The organism is Mesorhizobium ventifaucium (assembly GCF_935822925.1).
GTDB lineage: Bacteria > Pseudomonadota > Alphaproteobacteria > Rhizobiales > Rhizobiaceae > Mesorhizobium > Mesorhizobium ventifaucium.
The window spans coordinates 1-20,317 of the sequence record NZ_CAKXZS010000034.1 but is presented as its reverse complement, the minus strand read 5'-3'; the positions used below and the strand labels follow the sequence as shown (position 1 = coordinate 20,317).

General features: G+C 61.0%; 16 protein-coding genes and 2 pseudogenes. 8 read left to right on the top strand and 10 right to left on the bottom strand.

Annotated elements, in window-relative coordinates; all coding sequences use genetic code 11:
• Positions 1–105 precede the first annotated feature (105 nt).
• The 3 genes from NMG70_RS25570 (at position 106) to NMG70_RS25560 (ending at position 6,515) form a co-directional block, all read left to right on the top strand.
• A complete protein-coding gene (locus tag NMG70_RS25570) occupies positions 106–867 on the top strand; it encodes a LuxR family transcriptional regulator (RefSeq protein ID WP_254027094.1) in 762 nt (253 codons plus the stop codon).
• A gap of 366 nt (positions 868–1,233) precedes the next feature.
• The gene (locus NMG70_RS25565) at positions 1,234–4,386 is read left to right on the top strand and encodes an ATP-binding protein (protein WP_254027093.1); all 3,153 of its coding nucleotides are present in this window, start codon (positions 1,234–1,236) and stop codon (positions 4,384–4,386) included.
• A 284-nt stretch (positions 4,387–4,670) separates the two neighbouring features.
• Positions 4,671–6,515, top strand: a complete 1,845-nt coding sequence (locus NMG70_RS25560) for a peroxidase family protein (protein ID WP_254027092.1) — start codon at positions 4,671–4,673, stop codon at positions 6,513–6,515.
• 365 nt (positions 6,516–6,880) lie between these two features.
• Here the strand turns inward: NMG70_RS25560 and NMG70_RS25555 are convergent, their stop codons facing one another.
• Together NMG70_RS25555 and NMG70_RS25550 are read right to left on the bottom strand one after the other, a co-directional pair.
• On the bottom strand, positions 6,881–7,057 hold the full coding sequence (locus NMG70_RS25555) for a hypothetical protein (protein WP_254027091.1): 177 nt from the start codon (positions 7,055–7,057) through the stop codon (positions 6,881–6,883).
• 666 nt (positions 7,058–7,723) lie between these two features.
• A pseudogene (locus NMG70_RS25550) lies at positions 7,724–7,822 on the bottom strand (SDR family NAD(P)-dependent oxidoreductase); the annotation flags it as partial.
• A gap of 206 nt (positions 7,823–8,028) precedes the next feature.
• On the opposite strand from NMG70_RS25550, the pseudogene NMG70_RS25545 reads away from it, so the two are divergent.
• A pseudogene (locus tag NMG70_RS25545) lies at positions 8,029–8,510 on the top strand (IS5/IS1182 family transposase); the annotation flags it as partial.
• Here the strand turns inward: NMG70_RS25545 and NMG70_RS25540 are convergent.
• The 5 genes from NMG70_RS25540 to NMG70_RS25520 all read right to left on the bottom strand — a co-directional run bounded on the left by NMG70_RS25540 (position 8,436) and on the right by NMG70_RS25520 (position 13,462).
• Positions 8,436–9,176 carry a TfuA-like protein gene (locus NMG70_RS25540; protein ID WP_254027090.1) on the bottom strand — a complete coding sequence of 247 codons (741 nt, stop codon included), beginning with the start codon at positions 9,174–9,176 and terminating at the stop codon, positions 8,436–8,438. The pseudogene NMG70_RS25545 and the gene NMG70_RS25540 overlap by 75 nt on opposite strands.
• Positions 9,173–10,447, bottom strand: coding sequence for a YcaO-like family protein (locus tag NMG70_RS25535; RefSeq protein ID WP_254027089.1), 1,275 nt, complete (start codon positions 10,445–10,447; stop codon positions 9,173–9,175). Before NMG70_RS25535 ends, NMG70_RS25540 begins: the two co-directional genes overlap by 4 nt.
• Before the next feature lie 30 nt (positions 10,448–10,477).
• Complete coding sequence (locus NMG70_RS25530; RefSeq protein ID WP_254027088.1) at positions 10,478–10,741, bottom strand: hypothetical protein; 264 nt, start codon at positions 10,739–10,741, stop codon at positions 10,478–10,480.
• Between the two features lie 106 nt (positions 10,742–10,847).
• Positions 10,848–12,605 carry an adenylate/guanylate cyclase domain-containing protein gene (locus tag NMG70_RS25525; RefSeq protein WP_254027087.1) on the bottom strand — a complete coding sequence of 586 codons (1,758 nt, stop codon included), beginning with the start codon at positions 12,603–12,605 and terminating at the stop codon, positions 10,848–10,850.
• 251 nt (positions 12,606–12,856) lie between these two features.
• On the bottom strand, positions 12,857–13,462 hold the full coding sequence (locus NMG70_RS25520) for an NADPH-dependent FMN reductase (protein WP_254027086.1): 606 nt from the start codon (positions 13,460–13,462) through the stop codon (positions 12,857–12,859).
• Positions 13,463–13,555: 93 nt separating this feature from the next.
• Between NMG70_RS25520 and NMG70_RS25515 the strand changes: the two genes are divergently transcribed.
• Positions 13,556–13,924, top strand: a complete 369-nt coding sequence (locus NMG70_RS25515) for a winged helix-turn-helix transcriptional regulator (RefSeq protein WP_167378795.1) — start codon at positions 13,556–13,558, stop codon at positions 13,922–13,924.
• Between the two features lie 186 nt (positions 13,925–14,110).
• On the opposite strand, the gene NMG70_RS25510 is transcribed toward NMG70_RS25515, so the two are convergent.
• Both NMG70_RS25510 and NMG70_RS25505 read right to left on the bottom strand, forming a co-directional pair.
• Positions 14,111–14,353, bottom strand: coding sequence for a hypothetical protein (locus NMG70_RS25510; RefSeq protein WP_254027085.1), 243 nt, complete (start codon positions 14,351–14,353; stop codon positions 14,111–14,113).
• A gap of 73 nt (positions 14,354–14,426) precedes the next feature.
• On the bottom strand, positions 14,427–14,822 hold the full coding sequence (locus NMG70_RS25505) for an acyl-CoA thioesterase (protein ID WP_027151084.1): 396 nt from the start codon (positions 14,820–14,822) through the stop codon (positions 14,427–14,429).
• 207 nt (positions 14,823–15,029) lie between these two features.
• On the opposite strand from NMG70_RS25505, the gene NMG70_RS33050 reads away from it, so the two are divergent.
• From NMG70_RS33050 to NMG70_RS25490, 3 genes are all read left to right on the top strand, one after another.
• Complete coding sequence (locus NMG70_RS33050; protein WP_436798465.1) at positions 15,030–15,509, top strand: GNAT family N-acetyltransferase; 480 nt, start codon at positions 15,030–15,032, stop codon at positions 15,507–15,509.
• 162 nt (positions 15,510–15,671) lie between these two features.
• The gene (locus tag NMG70_RS25495) at positions 15,672–17,288 is read left to right on the top strand and encodes a GMC family oxidoreductase (protein WP_254027350.1); all 1,617 of its coding nucleotides are present in this window, start codon (positions 15,672–15,674) and stop codon (positions 17,286–17,288) included.
• Positions 17,285–18,496 (top strand): mandelate racemase/muconate lactonizing enzyme family protein, encoded by a 1,212-nt coding sequence (locus NMG70_RS25490; RefSeq protein ID WP_254027083.1) that lies wholly within the window; start codon positions 17,285–17,287, stop codon positions 18,494–18,496. The genes NMG70_RS25495 and NMG70_RS25490 overlap by 4 nt, the downstream gene beginning before the upstream one ends.
• A gap of 151 nt (positions 18,497–18,647) precedes the next feature.
• Here the strand turns inward: NMG70_RS25490 and NMG70_RS25485 are convergent, their stop codons facing one another.
• Positions 18,648–19,586 (bottom strand): diacylglycerol/lipid kinase family protein, encoded by a 939-nt coding sequence (locus NMG70_RS25485; RefSeq protein WP_254027082.1) that lies wholly within the window; start codon positions 19,584–19,586, stop codon positions 18,648–18,650.
• Positions 19,587–20,317 lie beyond the last annotated feature (731 nt).

The window sequence follows — 20,317 nt, the reverse complement described above, 5'->3', positions numbered from 1 at the left end:
TCCGAATGCACAGATTTTAGGCATGCTCATATATTAAGCGAAACGTTGGGAGTGCGTCAGCTATAAGAAGTGATAGGGTGGTCCGGGATGTAGGCGGAAGAGCTCATGCTGGACGAAATTACAACGATCAGGCGGCGTTTCACTCGCCATGGCACCTTGGACGAATGCATCGACGAGGCGTTCGCCGCCCTGTCCGGCCTAGGCTACGACGCGCTGGTCTACGACTACACGCCCATCCCGTACGATCTCGACGGCGCTATCATGATCCCGTCGATGCTCAAGCTGCGTAACATCGATGACGACATGCGCGACTATTGGTGCGATCGAGGTTACTTCCGCATCGATCCAGTGCAGATCGTGGCGGCGCGCAGCTCCACCCCCTTCGCCTGGAGCTACAACAAGGAGATCGACACCGAGATAGGCGCGCTCCTCGACGAGACTACGGAACCCGTCGCGCGCTATCTGCGCGAGCGCGACCTCACTAGCGGCGTCACGATCCCTATCCACATGCCGCGCGGCGGCTATGCCACGGTTACCGGCATCCGCCTCGGCGCGGACGAGATGGTAGATCGGGATGCGGGAACCATCGCGCGCTTTAGCTTGCTGGCGCATGTCTTCCACGACACGGCCTACGCCCTCTACGACCGATCGGCTCTCAGTCCGCTCCTGCCGTCCTTGACTGAGCGCGAGCGCGAGTGTCTCCGCCATTCGGCACATGGCCTCTCTGCCAATGAGATCTCGCGCGTCATCGGGCGCTCGATTCCTACGGTCGTCATGCACCTCACCGCCGCCGCCAGGAAGCTGGGCGCCAGGAACCGCACGCAGGCCGTCGTTCGCGCCGCGCATTTCCGCCTGCTCGACAACTGACGGAGAGACCCTATCACTTTTCATAGCTGCCCCTCTGACAGGCTCGCCCTGCCCGGTGGTTATTCCTAATAGTGCGGGTATCGCTTTCTGCGGACGGACCGCTCGGCAAGTTTGCAGCCGGTTCTTCCACCTATGAGGGAGAAGCCAACTAAAGCCCCGCAGATAGCCCAAAAGGTATCTTTGGAAGAAGTGCGGGAGTTTTGACCGGCGAGGAAACCGCTTTGTTCTTGTTGAGAAGCGGCTGTATCGTGAAAGCAGCACCCATGACAATCCGCAACTGGTCAGCGGCGTGGGGAGGCTAAGACACGGAGCCGTGCCATGTCATCGGATAACCATCTCCGGCCGAACCCGAAGCGGAGGCCTAAGGTGGCTTCCTCGGTTCCAGCTAAGCCGGCAGCGCCGGCCGCGCGGGAGCCCGGGCCGGACGCCCGCAAGACGGTCACCATCCTCTTCGCCGACATCGTCGATTCCTCGCGGCTTAGCCTCTCCCTCGATCCCGAAGCGCTCCGGAACCTGCTCTCCCGGTACTTCGGCGAGTTGAGCGCCGTCGTTCAACGGCACGGCGGAATCGTGAACAACTATATCGGGGACGCGATCATGGCTGTGTTCGGCATGCCGTTCGTCCACGAAGACGACGCGCTGCGCGCGGTGCGGGCAGCGGTGGAGATGCGCGAAAAACTTGCCATCCTTAACCACGAGCTCGAAGCCGGTTGGGGCGTCCGCCTTATGAACCGAACCGGCATCAACACCGGCGAGGTCATCGCCGGCGACCAAACGCAGGGATACTTGTCAGTCGCCGGAGAGGCCGTCATTGTCGCGAAGCGCCTTGAGGAGGCAGCGACGGCGAATGAGATCCTGATAGGGGAGCCGACGCACAAGCTCGTGCGCGATGCGGTCGTCGTCGAGCCGAGCGGGCCGCGCGCACTCAAGCGCGGCGCGACCATCCGCGCCCTCGCCGTGTTAGAAGTCCTCGCCCACGCCCCCGGCGTTGCGCGCCGCTTCGACTCGCCTTTCGTCGGGCGCGAACGCCAACGAGCCTTGCTTGAGACCGTCTTCCGCAATGCGGTCGGCGATAGGACCTGCCACCTGGTCACCATTCTCGCCGACGCGGGTGTGGGAAAGTCGCGGCTCGTACGGGAGTTCACGAGCGGCCTTGCCGAGGATGTCACAGTCCTGCACGGCCGCTGTCTGCCCTATGGCGAGGGCATCACCTATTGGCCGCTGGCCGAGATCGTCCGGGAGCTTACCCGCGCGGAGGGACCGGACTCCGGCAAGCAACTCGCAGCGGTGGTCGAGGCGCGGCTCGCAGGCGACGAGAAGGCGCGGCTGATTGCCGAGCGTGTGACCGGGGCGCTCGGGCTTGGCGGCGCGGGACAAGGGACGACCGAGGAGACCGCCTGGGCCGTCCGGAGGCTGTTTGAGGCGCTCGCGCGAGCGGGGCCGCTCGTCGTTGTGGTGGACGACGTCCATTGGGCCGAGTCGACATTCCTCGACTTAGTCGAGCACGTCGCCGACTTCTCACGCGATTTCCCGATCCTGCTCATCTGCATCGCGCGGCCGGAGCTCTTCGACTCGCGTCCTGGCTGGGGGGCCGGCAAACGCAACGCGACGTCGATCGTCCTCGAGCGGCTCAGCGACGCGGAATGCCGCGAGCTGATCTCCAACCTGCTTGGCCACGCGCCGCTGCCGCCCGCTGCCGAGTCGAGGATCGCGAGCGCGGCCGAAGGCAATGCGCTCTTCGCTGAGGAACTCGTGGCGATGCTCGTCGACGACGCGTTGCTCAGGCAGGCGCCCGACAGCTGGGTCGCCGCGTCGGACCTCGTTGAGCTGCCCGTCCCCTCGACTATCAACGCGCTTCTCGCTGCCCGTCTCGAGGGCCTCCCGTCCGTCGAGCGCGCCATCCTGACGGCCGCAGCGGTCGAGGGCTCAGTATTCCATCGGAGCGCCGTCAGCGAGCTCGCCTGCCCGGTGCTCGACACATTCGAGGACGGTTTGCTCGCGCTCGTCCGCCGGGACCTGATCCGCCCGGAGGCGCCGTTGTTCGCCGGCGAGAAGGCCTATCGCTTCCGTCACGTCCTGATCCGCGACGCCGCGTATCGCTCCCTGCCGAAGAATGCGCGCGCCGACCTGCACGAGCGCTTCGCCGCCTGGCTCGAGCTAGCGGCCGCGGACCGGCTACGCGAGTTTGAGGAGATTGTCGGCTATCACCTCGAGCAGGCCTTTCAGTACCGTGTCGCGCTCGGTCCGCGCGACGTGCGCGCGGCCTCGCTTGCCGCCCGGGCGTGCGAACGGCTCGAGGCAGCCGGGCGGCGGGCGCTTGTCCGCAGCGACCTGCCGGCGGCGATCAGCCTGCTTGAGAGGGTTTCCCGGCTGCTTCCCACCGATGACACACGGCGGATCGCGCTGCTCGCCGAGTTGAGCGGCGCGCTGATCGAAAGCGGCCGGCTGGACGACGCCGGGCGCGCGCTGGACGACGCGGAGCGCTTGGCCGCTGCCGCTGACGACCAGCGCTTGGCAGCGCATGTGCTCGTTCAGCGGCAGTTCCTCCGGATCTTCCACGGCGAAGAGGGCGGGCTGGAGGAGGCGGCACGCGCGGCAGCTGCGGTGATCCCGGTCTTCGAGCGCCTCGGGGACGACCTCGGCCTCTGCCGCGCACGGCGGCTCGAGGCCTGGCTATCCTTCACCGCAGCTCGCGGCGAGGCCGCCATTGCAGCTTGGGAGCAAGCTGCTGATCACGCGCGACGTGCGGGGGATTGGCATGAGTACTACGAAATCCTCACGTGGATCGCTTCCTCCTTGTGGTTCGGGCCCACCCCGGCAGCCGAAGGCATCCGCCGTTGCGAGGCGATGCGCGTGCAGGTGGGCGAAAGCCCCGAGTCCGAGGCAGCGATCCTCCGCCAGCTCGCGTGCCTCAACGCGATTGTCGGCCGCTTCGCGATTGCCCGCGAGCTGATCGCGACGAGCAACGCCACCTACGCCGACCTCGGCCTTACGCTCTACGTGGCGTCCTCAGAGCACGAGGCCGTCATCGAGCTGCTCGCCGGGAACCCTGCTGCGGCCGAGAGGAGCGCGCGCGCGGCGTATCACGCGCTTGAGGAGATGGGCGAGCGCGCGTTCCGTTCGACGATGGCCGCGTCCCTCGCCGTGGTGATCCTCGAACAGGGACGCGACGAAGAGGCCGAGGACTTTGCTAAACTCAGCGCCCAGCTGGCTGCAAGCGGAGACCTGGTGACGCAGGTCCGTTGGCGCCGCGTGCGCGCACGCGTGCATGCGCGGCGGGCAGAGCTCCGGGCGGCGGAGGCGCTCGCGCGCGAAGCAGTGACGATCGCCGAAGCGACCGACTTCGTCAACGACCGGGCGGATGCGCTGGTCGACCTGTCGCACGTGCTCGAGGCCGCCCGCCTCGGCGACGAGGCGGTCGCCGCTGTGTCCGGAGCGCTGCATCTCTACGAGCTGAAGGGAAACGTGGTCGCCGCGGCCGCGACCCAGCTCCGCCTAGGCAAACTCGTCAAAATGTGACACCGTAGGGAGGCGGCAAGGGGCACCGCCCGCACCTCCTTGTGAACCGCTCTGGATCGGAGGTGATGTGATGCCACCGAACTTCGATACGATCGACGAGCATAAATATGTCTCACCGCTGGCCCCTAGAGCTGGACCGGGCGAGACAGTGCTGAGGCTCGACATTTGGGTCCTCCAGCCGGGTGGCACCTGCATGGGCCTTTCTGCTTAATCCCAACTTGTTGAAGGCTCCTTTCCCATCGGGTGAGGGTGCTACGTCCTGAAATCATTTTCAGAGGTCAAGCATGGTCACGAAAAAGAAAGCCCCAGCGAAACAGACACCCAAGCGACTCGGTGCGACGAAGCCTACAAAGCGAAAAGCTGAGACAGCGAACCCAGCCGCAACTTCCGAAATTGCCGAGCCAGTCCGCGAATTTCTCAAGAAGACATCGATTCCTACAGGATTCGTTAACCCAAAGCCGATCGTGCTGTCGGAGTTGCGAAAGCGCGTGACCGAGACGAATCTGAGACCCACCGTTTCGCTGGAGCAACTGTTGGCCAGCGCGAATCGCATCAAGCCGGCGGACCTTCCCGTGGAGAAGTTACCGGAAGACGTCAAAGAGTCTATCCTCGCACTAAAGCCAGGGATTCGACGTTTTCACGGCGTTAAAATTCCGCTCTACTGGTTCCCGTTTCCCTGGCTGAGTTCTGCCTGTGCAGATCGCTTCGGATACATGTCGTCCGCGGCCACCCGTGCGGCAACGAAGTTGCCATTCAATGTCGCGACGCAAGCACTTCTGGGCCAACTCGGTAACATGATGGGAGACCCCGGCCGTGATCCTAATCCTGCGTCTCACGATCCCGCTGATGCGGGCGTGTCTTCGATACCAGCAGGCTTCACTTATTTTGGTCAGTTTGTGGACCATGACATCACGTTCGACGTCTCGTCGACTCTCGACGCCGCTACCGATGCAAATACAATCAGTAACATGCGAAGCCCGGCGCTCGATCTGGAGTCCGTTTACGGCCGTGGGCCTGGCTTAGATCCATTTCTCTACGTTTTTCCTACATGTGGTCCAGCTACCGCAATCAAGCTGCATAGGGGCTCGAACACTCCTATTGGCCCGGGCGGCCCCAGCAACAACGGTGACAAATCGGGCATGGTCCAGCAGACGAGTTGGGATGTGCCCCGCATGCAGGGTACGAATACTGCTGCGATCGGCGATCCGCGCAACGACGAAAATCTGATCATCGTACAGTTCCAGCACGCTATGCTGCGTTTCCATAACGCCGTCGTTGATCTGCTGGTGGCAGTAGCGTTTGCGGGCGACATCTTCGCAGAGGCCAAACGAATCGTGACCCATCACTACCAATGGGCCGTGGTGCATGACTTTCTGGAAAAAATCTGCGGAGTGGCTGCCGTGAACAACGCGATGGCGAGCGTATCTGCTCCCATCGGTAGCTCGTTCCGAATGCCCGTCGAGTTCGCCGTGGCAGCGTACCGGTTCGGCCACAGTATGATCCGTGATACGTACTGGGTGAATTTCAACTTCCCGGAAGCCACACTTGGAAAGGTGTTTGAGTTCAATCGCGATCCACGGCTGCCGGTCTTTTCCACCTGGGTCGTTGACTTCAACGCGTTCTTTGACACCGGAGTGCCAGTACCGGTTCACAACAAGGCCCGGAAAATCGATAGCTTCATGGCTAACGGATTGGAATCGTTGCCCGGATTCTCTGGAATAATGGCGATTCTGGCAACGCGAAACCTCCGGCGCGCTCTAGCTCTCGGTCTGCCGAGTGGACAGGGCATGGCCAACTCATTCGGCATCGCGCCGATGACCGCGGCGCAGTTGACATCTGGGGTTTCGGCGGCCGAAATGGCTGTGCTGAATTCCAGCGGCGGTTTACTGCTGAACAAGACGCCACTGTGGTATTACGTCCTTCGCGAGGCTGCGGTCCTCGCCGGCGGAAATCAGTTGGGCCCGGTCGGCGGCAGGATCGTGGCGGAGACGTTTGTCAGGATTTTGAAGCGAGATGCGTCATCCTATCTGAACGTCGCCGGTGGGTTCACACCTATCCTTCCTTCGTCCACGCCTGGGAACTTCACGGTGGCCGATCTGATGGCGTTCGCCGGGGTAACGCAACCATAGAAATCGCGTTGCGAACGCCGATGACGGGACCTTCAGCCGTGCTGACTTCATCTTCGATCCGGTCCAGAACCAGTTTACCTGTCCCGCTGGCGAGCAGCAGCACATGCAGTATCGTCGCAACTACCCGCGTTCCGACAATGCCAGTGGAAACCGGAAATATCGGGCCAGCAAACGAGACTGCCAAGGTTGTGAACTCAAGCCCCGCTACCGTCCAAAAACGGCGGTGCGCGAAGTTCTATCGTCCATGACGACGCACGCGACCACCCGCGAAACCAGCTGCGGCTGTCCCGAGGGAGCTGAAAGCTGCTGCCTTTAGGTCGCTTCTACCGAGCGATCCTGGCCACCACTGCCCTGAGCCGCCGGACTTATTTCTTTGGCGGGACACGAAAGACCTTCTCCACAGGTTCCCCTTTGTTTTTGTTCAGTTGCTCGAGCTCGTAGTTGCCTCTTACGATCGCATCCTGGATCTTCTTCTCCAAGCTCTTAAGGGCATAGATCTGATTCTGGAAATTCTTGATAAATTCGTCGGTGATGATGGCCATTTCATTCCTCCATTTGTGCCCCGCCCGGCAGTCACCGAGCGCTACTGAAGAACGATAAAGTCAAACCACCATTCGTACAGATTAGTCCCTGTGTTGCTATCGCGCCACGCCAGGACCGAGATTCCCAATGCCGGCTGCCCGGCCTGGAAGGTTCCCATTACCCACCCCGCCGTGTCTGCAGTCCAGCGATTATACGGCGGCACCCAAGGTGACCAATATGAGCTGTGGCTAGTGCTTTGACTTGGGCCCTCCAAGATCTGTCCTGCGCCCATGCCTCCCCCCTGCACAACCCAGGCGTCGACCCACCTGGGGACAAAATTGCCTGCGGGGAGGTCTGTGATATCGATATCACCCTTCGGCCACTCGACCCGGCCGGAGTTAAGAGTCTGAATAGGATCCCAATTGGCTGCCATGACATATCTCCAATCGCTGGCGGGCGACTCGCCCGGATTCATGAACAAGAGATCATATGCTCCTCAACTATGTCCCATTTCTTCGAAATCGGCTAGGTTATATATTACGTGTAGATAATGTGTCCTAGGCACTCGCGCAGGAACTTCTGGAACGGGCCCGACTGCTAGCTGACCCGTCACCCCTTGAATGCTCTCCTGTGGTGAGAGCAATCTGCCAGCTTGCGACAGAGCGCGCTCGACAGTTCTTGCTGAACAGATCATCACCTCGGCGCGCCAGCCGATCGGCGTAAATCGCGCCGATGCCTGAGGACGCGCTTGTCACGAGAGCTGTCCCGTTCGCGGAAATACCCATGTCGTTTGTCCTCTTGTTCCTTGCGCCAGCAGTGGCGCCCTGTTTTTGAAGCGATGCCGTCACGAAGCTGCTGCCGTGCCGAAGAAATTGCGACGACGGTGGTAGATTGTTTCGGACGCCTGGCCATGCCCATTGCTGCCAATCACCATCGACGTCACCGATGTGACGATCGACCGGCCCTGATCCAGTGAACGGCAAGGATTGAGCATGCGCCCTACGAGTTTGGGGTGAAGGTCTCGCTGGCTACTCGCTGCAGCGCTCAAAAGGCGGCCAGTTCGCCCTGCACGCGAAAGCACTGCCCGGCAATCCCTATGACGGCCACACGCTCGCAGCGATCATTCCTGACATGGAAAAGACCATCGGCAACGAGATCAGCCGCGTTCTCGCCGACGCCGGCTATTCGCGGCCACAACGCACCGGAGAGCCACAAGTTCAGGGTTTTCACCAGCGGCTAGAAACGCCGTATCACCCCAGCCATCAAGCGCCAGATGCGCCGCCGCTCAGCGATCGAGCCACATCAAGGCCGAGCACCGGATGGGCCGCAGCTATCTCGCCGGCAAGCAGGGACGCCGTCAACGCCATCTTGGCCGCCGCCGGCTTTGTCCACGGCCGACTAATTCCTCTTTCCAAGCGACTCGAGCAGCGTTTGGCACGAGAGACTTCTTTCAACCACAACTGGCGGCAGTGAGCGGACGCGGAAGTCGCGTTTTTGGTCTTTCGCCATTTCTTTCAGCAATTCCAAGGCATCCAATCTCTTTTGATCCACCTTCCCATTTCCGAGCCACGACTCAAACCGCGACAGACAGTCAATACTGAGACCGTTCTCCCTTCCATGCCGGATAAGGTTCTCATATGACCTGTTCTTGTAATGGGTTTGCTTCGCAATTCGAGTGAGGCTGGCGGCCAAGGCCGCTCCTATAACCTTTGCCTCCAATGCTGCCGTCAGAGTCGCCCTGATGTTGACCATGGCTTCTGACAATGGGGCGTAGCCGAGTTCTGGCGGTGCGTGCTGAATAGCGACTTCGTCGTCGTCCTCGATTCTCCCTTCTTGGTAGCTTTGGAAGACCTTACCAACGCCTCTCATGCCAAAACTGTGAAGCTCCGAAGCCCGGAGCGCCCCCATGCTTGAAGAACCGTAAACATGAGTGCCCCTGGCGAGGGCGACAAGAATCTCCTTGTGCCAGACTGAGGGAACACGCTCAAAATAGCCGTCTATCAGGCCGATGGCCGGGACACCGTCCAGAACACTGCGCAGGATGTCCCCCTGCCGGGCGGGGGACCTGTATTCTGCTTTCAATAGGGCGAGGGCGGTCCGGACGTCCACGGTGGGCCCCACAAAGACGACCGGCTTCACGACCTCCCCCTATAGGCGCGAATCGCGCGGCCGCGTGGTGAATAGCAGTCGTTGAGCTCACCGTCTTCCAGTTCGGGGATGATGATGCGGACGACCGGTATCCGGAAGTCGCTCCTCGTCAGGCAAACTGCAACAACGTCCTGAATGCCGGCCGCTGCAAGCTTCCCGAGGACGTAGGAGACGTCGGATTCGATTATGTCGCCGTCAAATGATGGAGTGTGTTGAAAAGACCTGAAACATTGACCTGAAAGCAAGTCGTTGTGAAGCTTTTCGGCCAAAGCCCGGCCCACGGGTTCATAATAATCGTCAAATAAATCGTCGCGCGCTCCCGAGATTGCCGTTGCCCGTCCTTGGGCCGCTTCCAGTATGGCTCGTGCCAGCGCAACCTCTTTAGAGGGATGGCAGCCGGCAGCATCGGTGAATTCATAAGGCGACGGACCCGAGCTTTCGGGCTCCGCGATACGGCAAACGAAACTAGCTACTCCGATTTCGGTGGTGGTTTCCCACGCAGCGACCCCCAATCCGGCTGCTTTGAGCTTTTCGATCAGAGTCAAGCAGCGCGGATCGCTGACTGAGGCCAAGTCAATGCGTGACAGTTGCTGCACAGCAGGATTGCGCAACCGCCAAAGTGTCGAGCAGTCGCGCTCTATCGCCTCGCACATGCCGTGCAAGACGGCTTCTGAATAGCTGTTTCCCGCCGCAAGCCCTGTGCTGCTGGTCTGAAAGTATCGATCTTCGCCAAACTCGCCTGCTGTTGCGTAGTGTACAATCTCGTGCGGAACCCAAACAGGCATTCGGTCCAACAAATTTATACCCTGAATCCAGCCTCGTCGGAGGTCCGCATGAAAGGTCGAACCTTCTCTTTTGGGCAGCTTCTTCACATCCACGGCACTTGCCGATTTGCGAATGGATTCATAGGACGCGACCAACTCTGGTACCCGGGCAAACTCGGCGTGGTAGCGCTCAAGGGACTCCATCAGCCCCGACGCTCTGGCAGCAGCGAGCGTGGCACCTTTCCCTTGGTAAACCGCCAGTGAGCGGGAGTTTGGCCGGCAAACGGCCACCACAGGGATTCCGATACGGTCCAACCCCGTGATATTAGCGACACGCGTGACGCCAATTTGGCCAAGGAAAGGCGAAATCCGAGCGATCGTCTGTTCGGGAGTAACGGCCCGTCGGCCGCCGTCCCGAAAAACCTTATGCGACTCGGCTGACAGTCCGGCTATCAGGGCCGATGAAGCAATGCTTACTTCTTCCAAACCGTTGCGCAAGCAAGACCGCGTGAGAAGCAAGGGGAGCCGTTACTTTCCCGTAGGACGAATCGTCACTCCGCCCAGCAACAAATCCCGGATGTCGTCTTTTTCAACCTTAAGAAGCTCAAGTTCATCCAGTGTCTGCAATTGAACAGCTGTCTTGAGCACTCTTTGCTGATTTGCAGGGTCGACGAGCGCGCTCTTGATATTGTCTATCTCAGCTTTGAGGTCGCTGTACTGCTTTACAGGTTGATACCAAACCTCTTGATCAAAGATCAAGATTATTCCGGGCTTCTGGTAGCTCGTCGCCATGACCGTCCCGTCCAAGGTTACAAAAGTTGCAAATACGACTAAAAGCCTAGCACGAATAGTTTGTCATTGCCACCTTGCGAAGAAGCACGGTTCGACGCGATTTTCTTTAAGCGGGAAGACCCGCTTTCAACAGTCCCTCGGCCAAAAGCTGACTGCTGACAGTGTCTGCTTCAGGTTGTATTTCCACCCAGCGGGTTACCGAAAAATTGGGCTGCCTCAGCAAAACCTGGCCCGCAAAAAGTCTCGCCTGTTCCTCCTCGCCAAGCATGGCATGAGCTGCCGCCAGGAGACGGTAACCCTCGCGGCGGTCCCGCATTTTGGCAATTGACGAGATGACATCCCGGAACCGCCTCATGCCATAGTAAATGTCGGCGAGATACCACAAGTACCAGTCAGGGTAGTAAGGATTCAGCCTCATCGCCGACTTTATCAGGCTCTCCGCTTCCTCCAGGCGGCCGGCGTAACCCAAAGCATCCGCCAACTCGGCCATGATATCAGCGCTGTTCGGATTCAACAGCAGAGCCCGCCTGTAAAGATCAACAGCTACCTCTATTTCCTTCGACCAGAGGTGTACGAAGCCGAGTTCGGCATAGCCGCGCGCATCGCCTTCGTCCAGCCGAACGGCAGTTTTGGCTGCTTCGAGAGCCTTGTCGAATGAGTCGCTTGGGCTATCTGACCATAGATAGCGCCAGTCATATATGTGGGTTCGGGACAGCGCTGCGTAGGCACGGGCATACTCCGGGTCCCGGCTTATGGCCCTTTCGCAGAGGGACCTGGCCGCTTGATTGCCCTGCTTGGTATACGCAAACAGACTTTCTTGGGCATTAAGGATCAGTCCGTAAGCTTCGAGGTCCTGCGTTTCCTTGGTTCTGTTCCGAGCGAGCTCATTGCCTTCGACTTGGACGGCCAGGCGGACGCACAGCATCTGCGTAACGTGGTCCTGAATGTCGAAAATGTTCGTGATATCGCTGTCAAATCGCTCAGACCAAACATGGCTGCCGAGCTTGGTCTCGATCAGTTGATTGACAACACGAAGACGGTTCCCGGATTTGTTTACGCTTCCCTGCAAAATGTACTCGACGCCAAGGTCCCGCCCAATGGATTCAGCCGGAACGTCGAGACCCTTGAAGATGGATGACGACCTGTACGATATCACGAATAGGTCATGGAACCGAGCGAGATTTGATGTTACCTCGTCACTCAAGCTGCTGCAAAAATAAACCTGATCTTGGTTAGGGCTGACATCCTTGAATGGAAGCACGGCTATGGACTTCCGAGTAGGAACAGGTAGAGGGTTTGCGGCTTCACGAACGGTGGGCCGGAGCATTGTACCGTTCTTTTTCGAGAACAGGCGGTAGGCGGTGGTAGATTGGGAAATATTCTTGAGATGGAGGGGCCCGAGATATTCAAGTTCGTATTTGTTCTTGTCCTTGACTTGATCGTAAACTGAACGGGAAACAAGAATGCCGCCCGGATCTGCGAGGCTTTCCAGCCTTTTTGCGATATTGACTCCGGTGCCATGGATCCGTCCGCCGTCACTGATTACGTCCGCCACGTGGATACCAATTCTGAATCGAGCGAGCCCGACCTCAGATATTGGCAAGGGGTCGGCTTGCATATGCTCTTGGAAACCAACTGCGAGCTCAACAGCGTCGATTGCGCTGTTCAGCTTCGTAATCATGCCGTCGCCCGCATGGCCAATTATTTGACCGGCGTGCTGCTTGAGCAATTTCTCGAAGCGTCGGAGACCGGATTTGGTGATTTCGTGGGTTGATGACTCGTCCAGCGACATGAACCAGCTGTACTGCCTCATGTCGATGCTCAGGATCGCGGCAAGTTGCCGACGGTGTCGGGCAGGCGCCATTTTTAATCCTGACTTCCACGTTAATGGGGCGAAATGTAACCTGTTGCAGATTGGCATAAAAGCATTTTCGGCCGCTTCTGCGAATGGGCGGATCTAGTTTGCCTGAGTTCTCCGGCATCACACGATCCCGCTCAGATGCGACCACGCTGTTTGTCGCTCAGCCAAATTCCTACAACCATAATTGGAGGGGAAATACTTGGGGACGCAAGCGCCGCCCCGGAATCCTTGGGAGGATTGTTCTGGCCTGCGGTTCAGGCCGCCTTGACTTCTTCGGCCACCGCGTCGGCCTGACGCGCCGCCTTCAGCACTTTGGCCCACCATGCAACGTCGTTGACCAGTGCGGCCGCCGCCTGGTTCAGGTGCTCGAGCTCCTCGAGCTTCTTTTCACCTTGCCTGACGGCGAGGAAATCGGCCCAGGCAATATGGACTGCCGACTTGACCGGCGCCATCTGCAGCTCGACGGCATGCAATCTGAGCTGCTCGACGGCACGCGCGCCGCCGACGCTGCCATAGCCGACGAAGCCGGCCGGCTTCTTGTTCCATTCATTGGCGGCGTAGTCGATCGCGTTCTTCAGCACGGCGGTCGGGCCATGATTGTATTCGGCGGCGGTGAAGATGAAGCCGTCGAACTCGGCGACCTTCTTCTGCCAGCGCTTTGCCACTTCATTCTGCGACGGCGCCCAGGCGGACGAAGCGACCTCGTCGAAGAACGGCAGCGGGAAGTCGCGCAGGTCGACCACTTCCACGTCGATGTCGGCATGCGACCTGGCGATCTTGGCGATCCACTGGGTCGGAACGTCGGCGAAGCGTGCGGCGCGGGTCGAACCGACGACAATGGCGATTTTGGGTTTGGACATTTGGGAGGCTCTCCTTCAGGCGAATTTCTGGTATCGTTTAGATACCTGAGCTATATGAGTGACTGCGCCGACGAGGCGCAAGGAGGCACCTTTTTGATACCAAGGCACCCGCACCGCACCGAGGACTGCCGCGCCATCTCGGAAATCCTGCAGCGCGTCGGCGACAAATGGACCGTGCTCGTCGTCGGCAAGCTCGGTGACGGGCCGTTGCGCTTCAACGAATTGCGCAGTGCCGTCGGCGGCATTTCGCAAAAGATGCTGACCACCACATTGCGCGGGCTGGAGCGCGACGGCTTCGTCACCCGCACCGTGTTTCCGACCATTCCGCCGCGCGTCGACTATGAGCTGACCGACCTTGGCTACGAGCTGCTTGTGCCGGTCGGCGCGCTCGGCGAATGGGCGCGCAAGAACACCGAGCGGGTCAAGGCCGCGCGCGCGAGGTTCGACGAGATTCATGCCTGAAACTCTTGCGCCGCAAGGGTGTTTGCGCACGGCGCGTAACGTAGACGAATTCTACGGCTGCATCTGCGTTCCGGCCCGCAGAGGGTTCCGACTCCACTTCGATTTCGGGATCCGATTTACCACCTTGCTGTCGATGGCGCAGGCCGCCCCCTTTGCCGCAATTGCTCACGGTTCTCGCGCCGGCGTCTACGTCGTCGCAGGCAGATTTCGCACCTGGCGCACTTGCCGCTTGAGGGTGCGGTTTTCGGAGCCGCAACTGGCTGCAGCCTCGTCTCGTTTGACCTCGCTCAGGCGGTCGCGGCCATCAGGCAGAACAAGGCTGCAAGCACGCCTGCCAATGCGCCGTTCAGCAATCGTTGACGCATTGTCTTTTCCCCATGCCTGCCAAACATGGTCACGAAAATGTGCGAACGCGAATATGAAAAGCATCGCACAGCATCGCTGATCCCGTCTCCTTGCGAGAGCGTGGCAGCGGCGTTGCCGTTTGATTGCATCCAGCCGGTCAGCTTTCCGCCGGAACAGCCTTCGGCTTGCCTTCGCCGTCCAGCGCCACCATGACGAAGTCGGCGTGGGTGACCTTCTCCATCAGATCGGAGAGGTAGCGCTGCGCCCATGCCTCGACCTTGAGCGTCATCGAGGTGCGGCCGACGCGCTCGACATGCGTATAGATGCACAGCGTGTCGCCGATCTTCATCGCTTTGGCGAACGACATTTCCTTCACCGCCGCCGTCACCACGCGGCCTTTGGCGCGCTCGGCGGCGCGGATGCCGCAGGCCAGGTCCATTTGCGCCATCACCCAGCCGCCAAAAATGTCGCCCGCCGCATTGGCGTCCGAAGGCATGGCCAAGGTCCTCAGCGTCAGATCGCCAATCGGCCGCCCATCCGCGTAATGCACCATGCGCCAAATCCCCTCGATATCGATCTTCTCCCGATCCCGTATCGGGATGGCACCGATGCGTCAACGCGCACTGCCAAAGTGCTAAACTGCGCATAGTGAGTTGAGGAAGGCAGCTGACATGAATCTTACCTCTCGCCCCCTGACATCAGATTTTTGGCCCGCACTCGAGGAGCTGTTCGGTGAGAGCGCCGTCTGCAGTCGTTGTTGGTGCATGTACGGGCGGATCGGCAGTTCTTATCGAAAGCGACCAGGCGAGGAAAACAAGGCTGCGTTCCGGCAAGCCGTCGAGCATGGTCCGCCTCCAGGCGTACTCGCTTTCGACGGCGACACTGCTGTCGGGTGGTGCCAGGTGACGCCGCGAAATGCGGTGCCCTGGCTCGATCGGCTGTGGCAACTCAAGCGGGTGACGCGCCGGTCTGGTCCCTGTCCTGCCTCTACGTGCGAAAAGCATACCGCCGGCAAGGCATCACATCTCACCTGATCGCAGCGGCGCTGGACGCTGCAAGGCGCGCAAACGCCCATGCGCTTGAAGCCTATCCTTTTGATGCAGACGTATCGCCGAGCGCTTCCGGCAGCGGATACGCCTCCACCTTCGCTCGCGCCGGGTTCAGGGTCGTCGCTCGCAGGGTGCCATCCCGCCCGATGATGCGTTATGATTTCAAGCAAAATGTTGATGATGGCGTGTAATGCTGGACCGCTTGGCCACGAGGCAAAGGCCGCTTCGGGCAGGACGCCAAATGCAAACCAAGCGCCGGTCGCTTTTTTCACAGGCGATGCCGGAAGCTCCGGTGATCGCGGCGGCTCGCGGCGTCTAGGTTGAGTGAGAATTCGGAGCCGGCCGCAACCATCATGCAGACCTATGATTTCATCATCGTTGGCTCCGGCTCGGCCGGCTCGGTTGTGGCCGAAAGACTTTCGGCCTCGGGCCGCTTTTCGGTGCTGGTGCTCGAGGCCGGCGGCACCGACCGGCGTTTTTACGTGCAGATGCCGCTCGGCTACGGCAAGACCTTCTTCGACCCGGCGGTCAACTGGAACTACAAGACCGAGCCGGACCCCGGCCTCGCCGGCAATGTCGACCACTGGCCGCGCGGCAAGCTGCTCGGCGGCTCTAGCTCGATCAACGCCATGGTCTGGATCCGCGGCGCGCGCGAGGATTTCGACGCTTGGCGTGACGCGGGCAATCCCGGCTGGGGCTTCGACGACCTGCTGCCCGTCTTCAAGGCGATCGAGGACAATCAGGCCGGCGCCGATCGATGGCGCGCGGTTGGCGGTCCGCTGCACATCACCGACTGCTCGACCTCGGTCCATCCGCTGACCAAGCGCTATCTGGCGGCCGCCAATCAGGCCGGCCTGCCGTTCAACCCGGATTTCAACGGCGCCTCCCAGGAAGGCGCCGGCATCTATCAGATCACCACCAAAAACGGCCGCCGCATGTCGGCCGCCCGCGCCTTCCTGCGCCCGGCGATGAAGCGCAAAAACCTCCGCGTCGAGATCAATGCGCTGGCGACCAGGATCCTGTTCGAGGGCAAGCGCGCCGTCGGCATCGAGTATCTCCAAAATGGTGAGACGAAAACCGCCCGCGCCGGCCGCGAGATCATCCTGTCGGGCGGCTCGATCAACTCGCCGCAATTGCTGCAGCTTTCCGGGGTCGGCCCGTCGGCCCTGCTCGGCGCTCTCGGCATTGCCGTCGTCCATGCCAACAAAAATGTCGGGGCAAACCTGCAGGACCATGTCGGCATCAACTACACCTTCAGGGGCAGGCTGCCGACGCTAAACCAGATCCTGCGTCCGTGGTGGGGCAAGCTCATGGTCGGCATGCAATACATGCTGATGCGCTCCGGCCCGCTGTCGCTCTCGATGAACAATGCCGGCGGCTTTTTCCGCACCGACCCCGCGCTTTCGCGGCCCAACATGCAGCTCTATTTCCAGGCGTTCTCGACCGTCATTCCGAAGAGCGGCGAGCGCCCGATCCTGACCCCAGATCCGTGGCCGGGCTTTTCCATCGGCCTGTCCAACTGCCGTCCATCGAGCCGTGGCGAGATCATGATCCGCTCCGCCAATCCGCGCGATTACCCGAAGATCGTCGCCAACGCCTTTTCGACCGAACCGGACGTCGCCGAAATGCTGGCGGCGGTGAAGTTCATCCGGAAGATCGCCGCCATGCCGGCGATGGTCGATATCATCGAGGAAGAGGTGTTGCCGGGCCCGTCAATCACCTCCGACGCGGATCTCATTCAGGATTTCAGGAAACGCTCGGGCACCGTCTACCACCCGGTCTCGACCTGCCGCATGGGACCGGACGCCACCGCCGCCGTCGTCGACCCGCGCCTGCGGCTTCACGGCCTCGAAGGCTTGCGGGTCATCGACGCCTCGATCTTTCCCGATAACATCACCGGCAACACCAACGCCGCCTCGATCATGACCGGATGGAAGGGCGCCGAACTGGTTCTGGAGGATCAAAAATGAAAATCACCGACGTAAAAACCTGGGTGGTCGGCAATCCGCCGCCCGGTATCGGCGGCAAGTATTTCATCTTCGTCAAGCTCACCACCGACGGCTGCGTCGTCGGCTATGGCGAGGCCTACAACGCCACCTTCTCCGCCCACGTCACCGCGAAAATGATCGAGGACATGGCCGAACGCTATCTCATCGGCCGCGATCCGCACGACATCGAGAACTTCTTCCGCCGCGCCTATTCGTCGGGCTTCACCCAGCGCCCCGACGTGTCCGGCATGGGCTGTTTTTCGGCGCTCGAAATCGCCTGCTGGGACATCATCGGCAAGGAGGCCGGCAAGCCGGTCTACAAGCTGCTCGGCGGGCAGGTTAACGAAACGCTGCGTTCCTATACTTACCTCTATCCGCACAGCGGCAGCGTCCATTCGGAAGACGCCCGCGGCAAGAACGTCTACAACGACCCCGACCTGGCGGCCGAATGCGCGCTCGAATATGTCGAGCAGGGTTTTAATGCCGTCAAGCTCGATCCGGCCGGCCCCTACACCGCCTTTGACGGTCACCAGCCGCGTCTCGTCGACATCGATCTCTCCGCCCGCATGATCAAGGCGATCCGCGAGGCGGTCGGCACAAGGGCCGACATCCTGTTCGGCACGCATGGCCAGTTCACCGCATCGGGCGCGCTGCGCATGGCACGCGCCATCGAACGTTACGACCCGCTGTGGTTCGAGGAGCCGGTTCCGCCCGATATGCCCGAAGTGATGGGCCAAGTGGCGCGCGGCACGTCGATCCCGATCGCCACCGGCGAACGGCTGACGACCAAATTCGAATTCGCCCGCGTCATCGAGAACCGCGCCGCGACCATTCTGCAGCCCGACCTTGGCCGGTCCGGCGGCATTCTCGAAACCAAGAAGATCGCCGCCATGGCCGAGGCCTATCACATCCAGATCGCCCCGCACTGCTATTGCGGGCCGATCGTCGGTGCGGCCAACATCCAGCTTGCCGTGACCTTGCCCAACTTCCTCATCCTGGAATCGCTGAAGCAATGGGACGGCTTTCACGAGAAGCTGCTGAAGAAGAAGATCGAATGGCAGGACGGCAACGTCATTCCATCGAAAGAGCCAGGCCTCGGCGTCGAGCTCGACGAAGCCGTCTGCGAGGCATATCCCTGGACCGGCACGGACCTGCATCTGCAGATGATGCAGACGCCGTTGGTGCCGTGAGCGCGCGCGAGAGCCACGCGTTCATCGGTCACCGGGTTCACAGCCAAGCTCGATCTCAGCCATCAGGTAATTGTCACGCGATTCCAGCATATTGGCTTGATCGCCGGAATCACGATCGAAGCGACCGGAACCAAAGTCTCAACACCTTGATTCAATACCTCAGCGTCAGCGCGCCGGGCAGGATCTCGAAGGTTGCCGGTATACGCCCCGGCGACTCGCCGTCTATGTCGACCGGGGCGCCGTTCTTTTGCACATCGCCCAGCGGTTCGACAACGACTTTCCTGCCGCGCAAAATGGTGATCGCCGGGTGGTTGCGATGCCGGCCGCCATAGAGCAGACGGATATCCCAGATCAGCTTCAGCTTGCCAGCCGCGCGCAGGATGACGATGTCGAACTGCCCGTCGTCCAGTTCGGCATCGGGCGCGATCATCATGCCGGCGCCGAAGAATCTTCCGTTGGCCACCGCCACCAGCGCCACGCGCGCCTCGATCGGGACGCCGTCGTCGACGGTGATCACGACGTCCTGGAACCGGTAGCGCATGAATTCCCACACGGTGCGCCAGTAGAACAGCGCCTTGGCCGACACATTGCCCTTGCGCTTGTCGGCGTTGACCGCGCGGTCGGTGGCGCCCGACAGACCGAGGCTGGCGATGTTGATGAAATGGCGGCTGGCCAGCGCGCCATGATCGTCGACATAGGAGATGCGGCCGGCATCGACCTTGCGGGCCGTGGCACCGGCGATGCGCTTCAGCGTCAGGTCGACCTCGCCAGACAGGCCGAGCCCGCGGGCGAAATCGATGCCGGCGCCGCAAGGCAGCAGGCCGAGCTCGGCCGTCCGGCCGGTTTCCGCAAACGCCTGCAGCAGCCCGTCGGCGACTTCGCTGGCGGTGCCGTCGCCGCCCGCCGCGATCACCAGGTCGAAGCCGCTGGCGGCAAGGACCAGCGCCAGGCGTTCGGCATCGCCGGTCGCCTGCGTCTCGCGCATCTCGAAATCGCCGAAATGTTGCCTAAGCGAAGCGCTGGCCTCGGGCCAATGCCGCTTGAGCCAGCCGCCGCCGGCAATCGGATTGAGAACCACCCCGACCTTCAAGAATGTCCTCCCCGGGACAGCAACGACACTGCTGTCCTAAAATCCTTCGCCGGCATTGAAGCCCGCGGCGCAGTGTGGGGCAAGGGCAGAATGTGTGATCCTGCGGCTCGCCGCAGATTGGGCGTGTGCCGCCCCGCATCCCGTCAAAAAACGCTCCGATGCAGGCCCTGGTCCCCGATAATCCCGCTATCCACAGGCTCGCAGCCGTTTCGCCAAACGCTTACTCGGCGTAGATTAAACCCATCTCAGGCGGCTACCGATTGCCAAGCCGAAAGGCAAAGCGAAACGGCAGATTTCCTGAGGCCCGTACGGCCCCGAACGAAGGCAGGCTTGCCTGTTTTGAGGACCGAGACCTACGGGGCCGCGGAAAGCGTGCGAACGCCTACGGCGGACCGATGCTGCCATGAAGGACGGCAAAACCTTCGATGGCGCTGGCCGAAGCTCGCAAGGGTGGAGACTGGCGAGGTCCAGAACGGACGCTGCCCTCGGGCGGCGGCTGGCAGGACCGTCAACATCAAGGCCGGCATCGCGCGACGTCTTTACGGAAGTTGCTGCCGCGACCGTGTCCTGATCTGACAGGGAGGCGCTGGGAGAAATCCCGGCGCCGACTGTCGTTTGGGCTGCTCTCGCGATCTGACTGCCAGCTTCGCGCGGAGGGAAGCTTCCTGGCGTTGATTCAGAAGCTGGCAGCACCTCAAGTTCGAACACCTAGAGCGTCGGACGCTCAGGTT

Coding starts and splice junctions, on each gene's coding strand:
- NMG70_RS25510 (WP_254027085.1), bottom strand. CDS start 14,353: ATGCTTTTCATATTCGCGTTCGCACATTTTCGTGACCATGTTTGGCAG.
- NMG70_RS25570 (WP_254027094.1), top strand. CDS start 106: ATGCTGGACGAAATTACAACGATCAGGCGGCGTTTCACTCGCCATGGC.
- NMG70_RS25560 (WP_254027092.1), top strand. CDS start 4,671: ATGGTCACGAAAAAGAAAGCCCCAGCGAAACAGACACCCAAGCGACTC.
- NMG70_RS25555 (WP_254027091.1), bottom strand. CDS start 7,057: ATGGCCATCATCACCGACGAATTTATCAAGAATTTCCAGAATCAGATC.
- NMG70_RS25520 (WP_254027086.1), bottom strand. CDS start 13,462: ATGTCCAAACCCAAAATCGCCATTGTCGTCGGTTCGACCCGCGCCGCA.
- NMG70_RS25495 (WP_254027350.1), top strand. CDS start 15,672: ATGCAGACCTATGATTTCATCATCGTTGGCTCCGGCTCGGCCGGCTCG.
- NMG70_RS25530 (WP_254027088.1), bottom strand. CDS start 10,741: ATGGCGACGAGCTACCAGAAGCCCGGAATAATCTTGATCTTTGATCAA.
- NMG70_RS25490 (WP_254027083.1), top strand. CDS start 17,285: ATGAAAATCACCGACGTAAAAACCTGGGTGGTCGGCAATCCGCCGCCC.
- NMG70_RS25505 (WP_027151084.1), bottom strand. CDS start 14,822: ATGGTGCATTACGCGGATGGGCGGCCGATTGGCGATCTGACGCTGAGG.
- NMG70_RS25525 (WP_254027087.1), bottom strand. CDS start 12,605: ATGGCGCCTGCCCGACACCGTCGGCAACTTGCCGCGATCCTGAGCATC.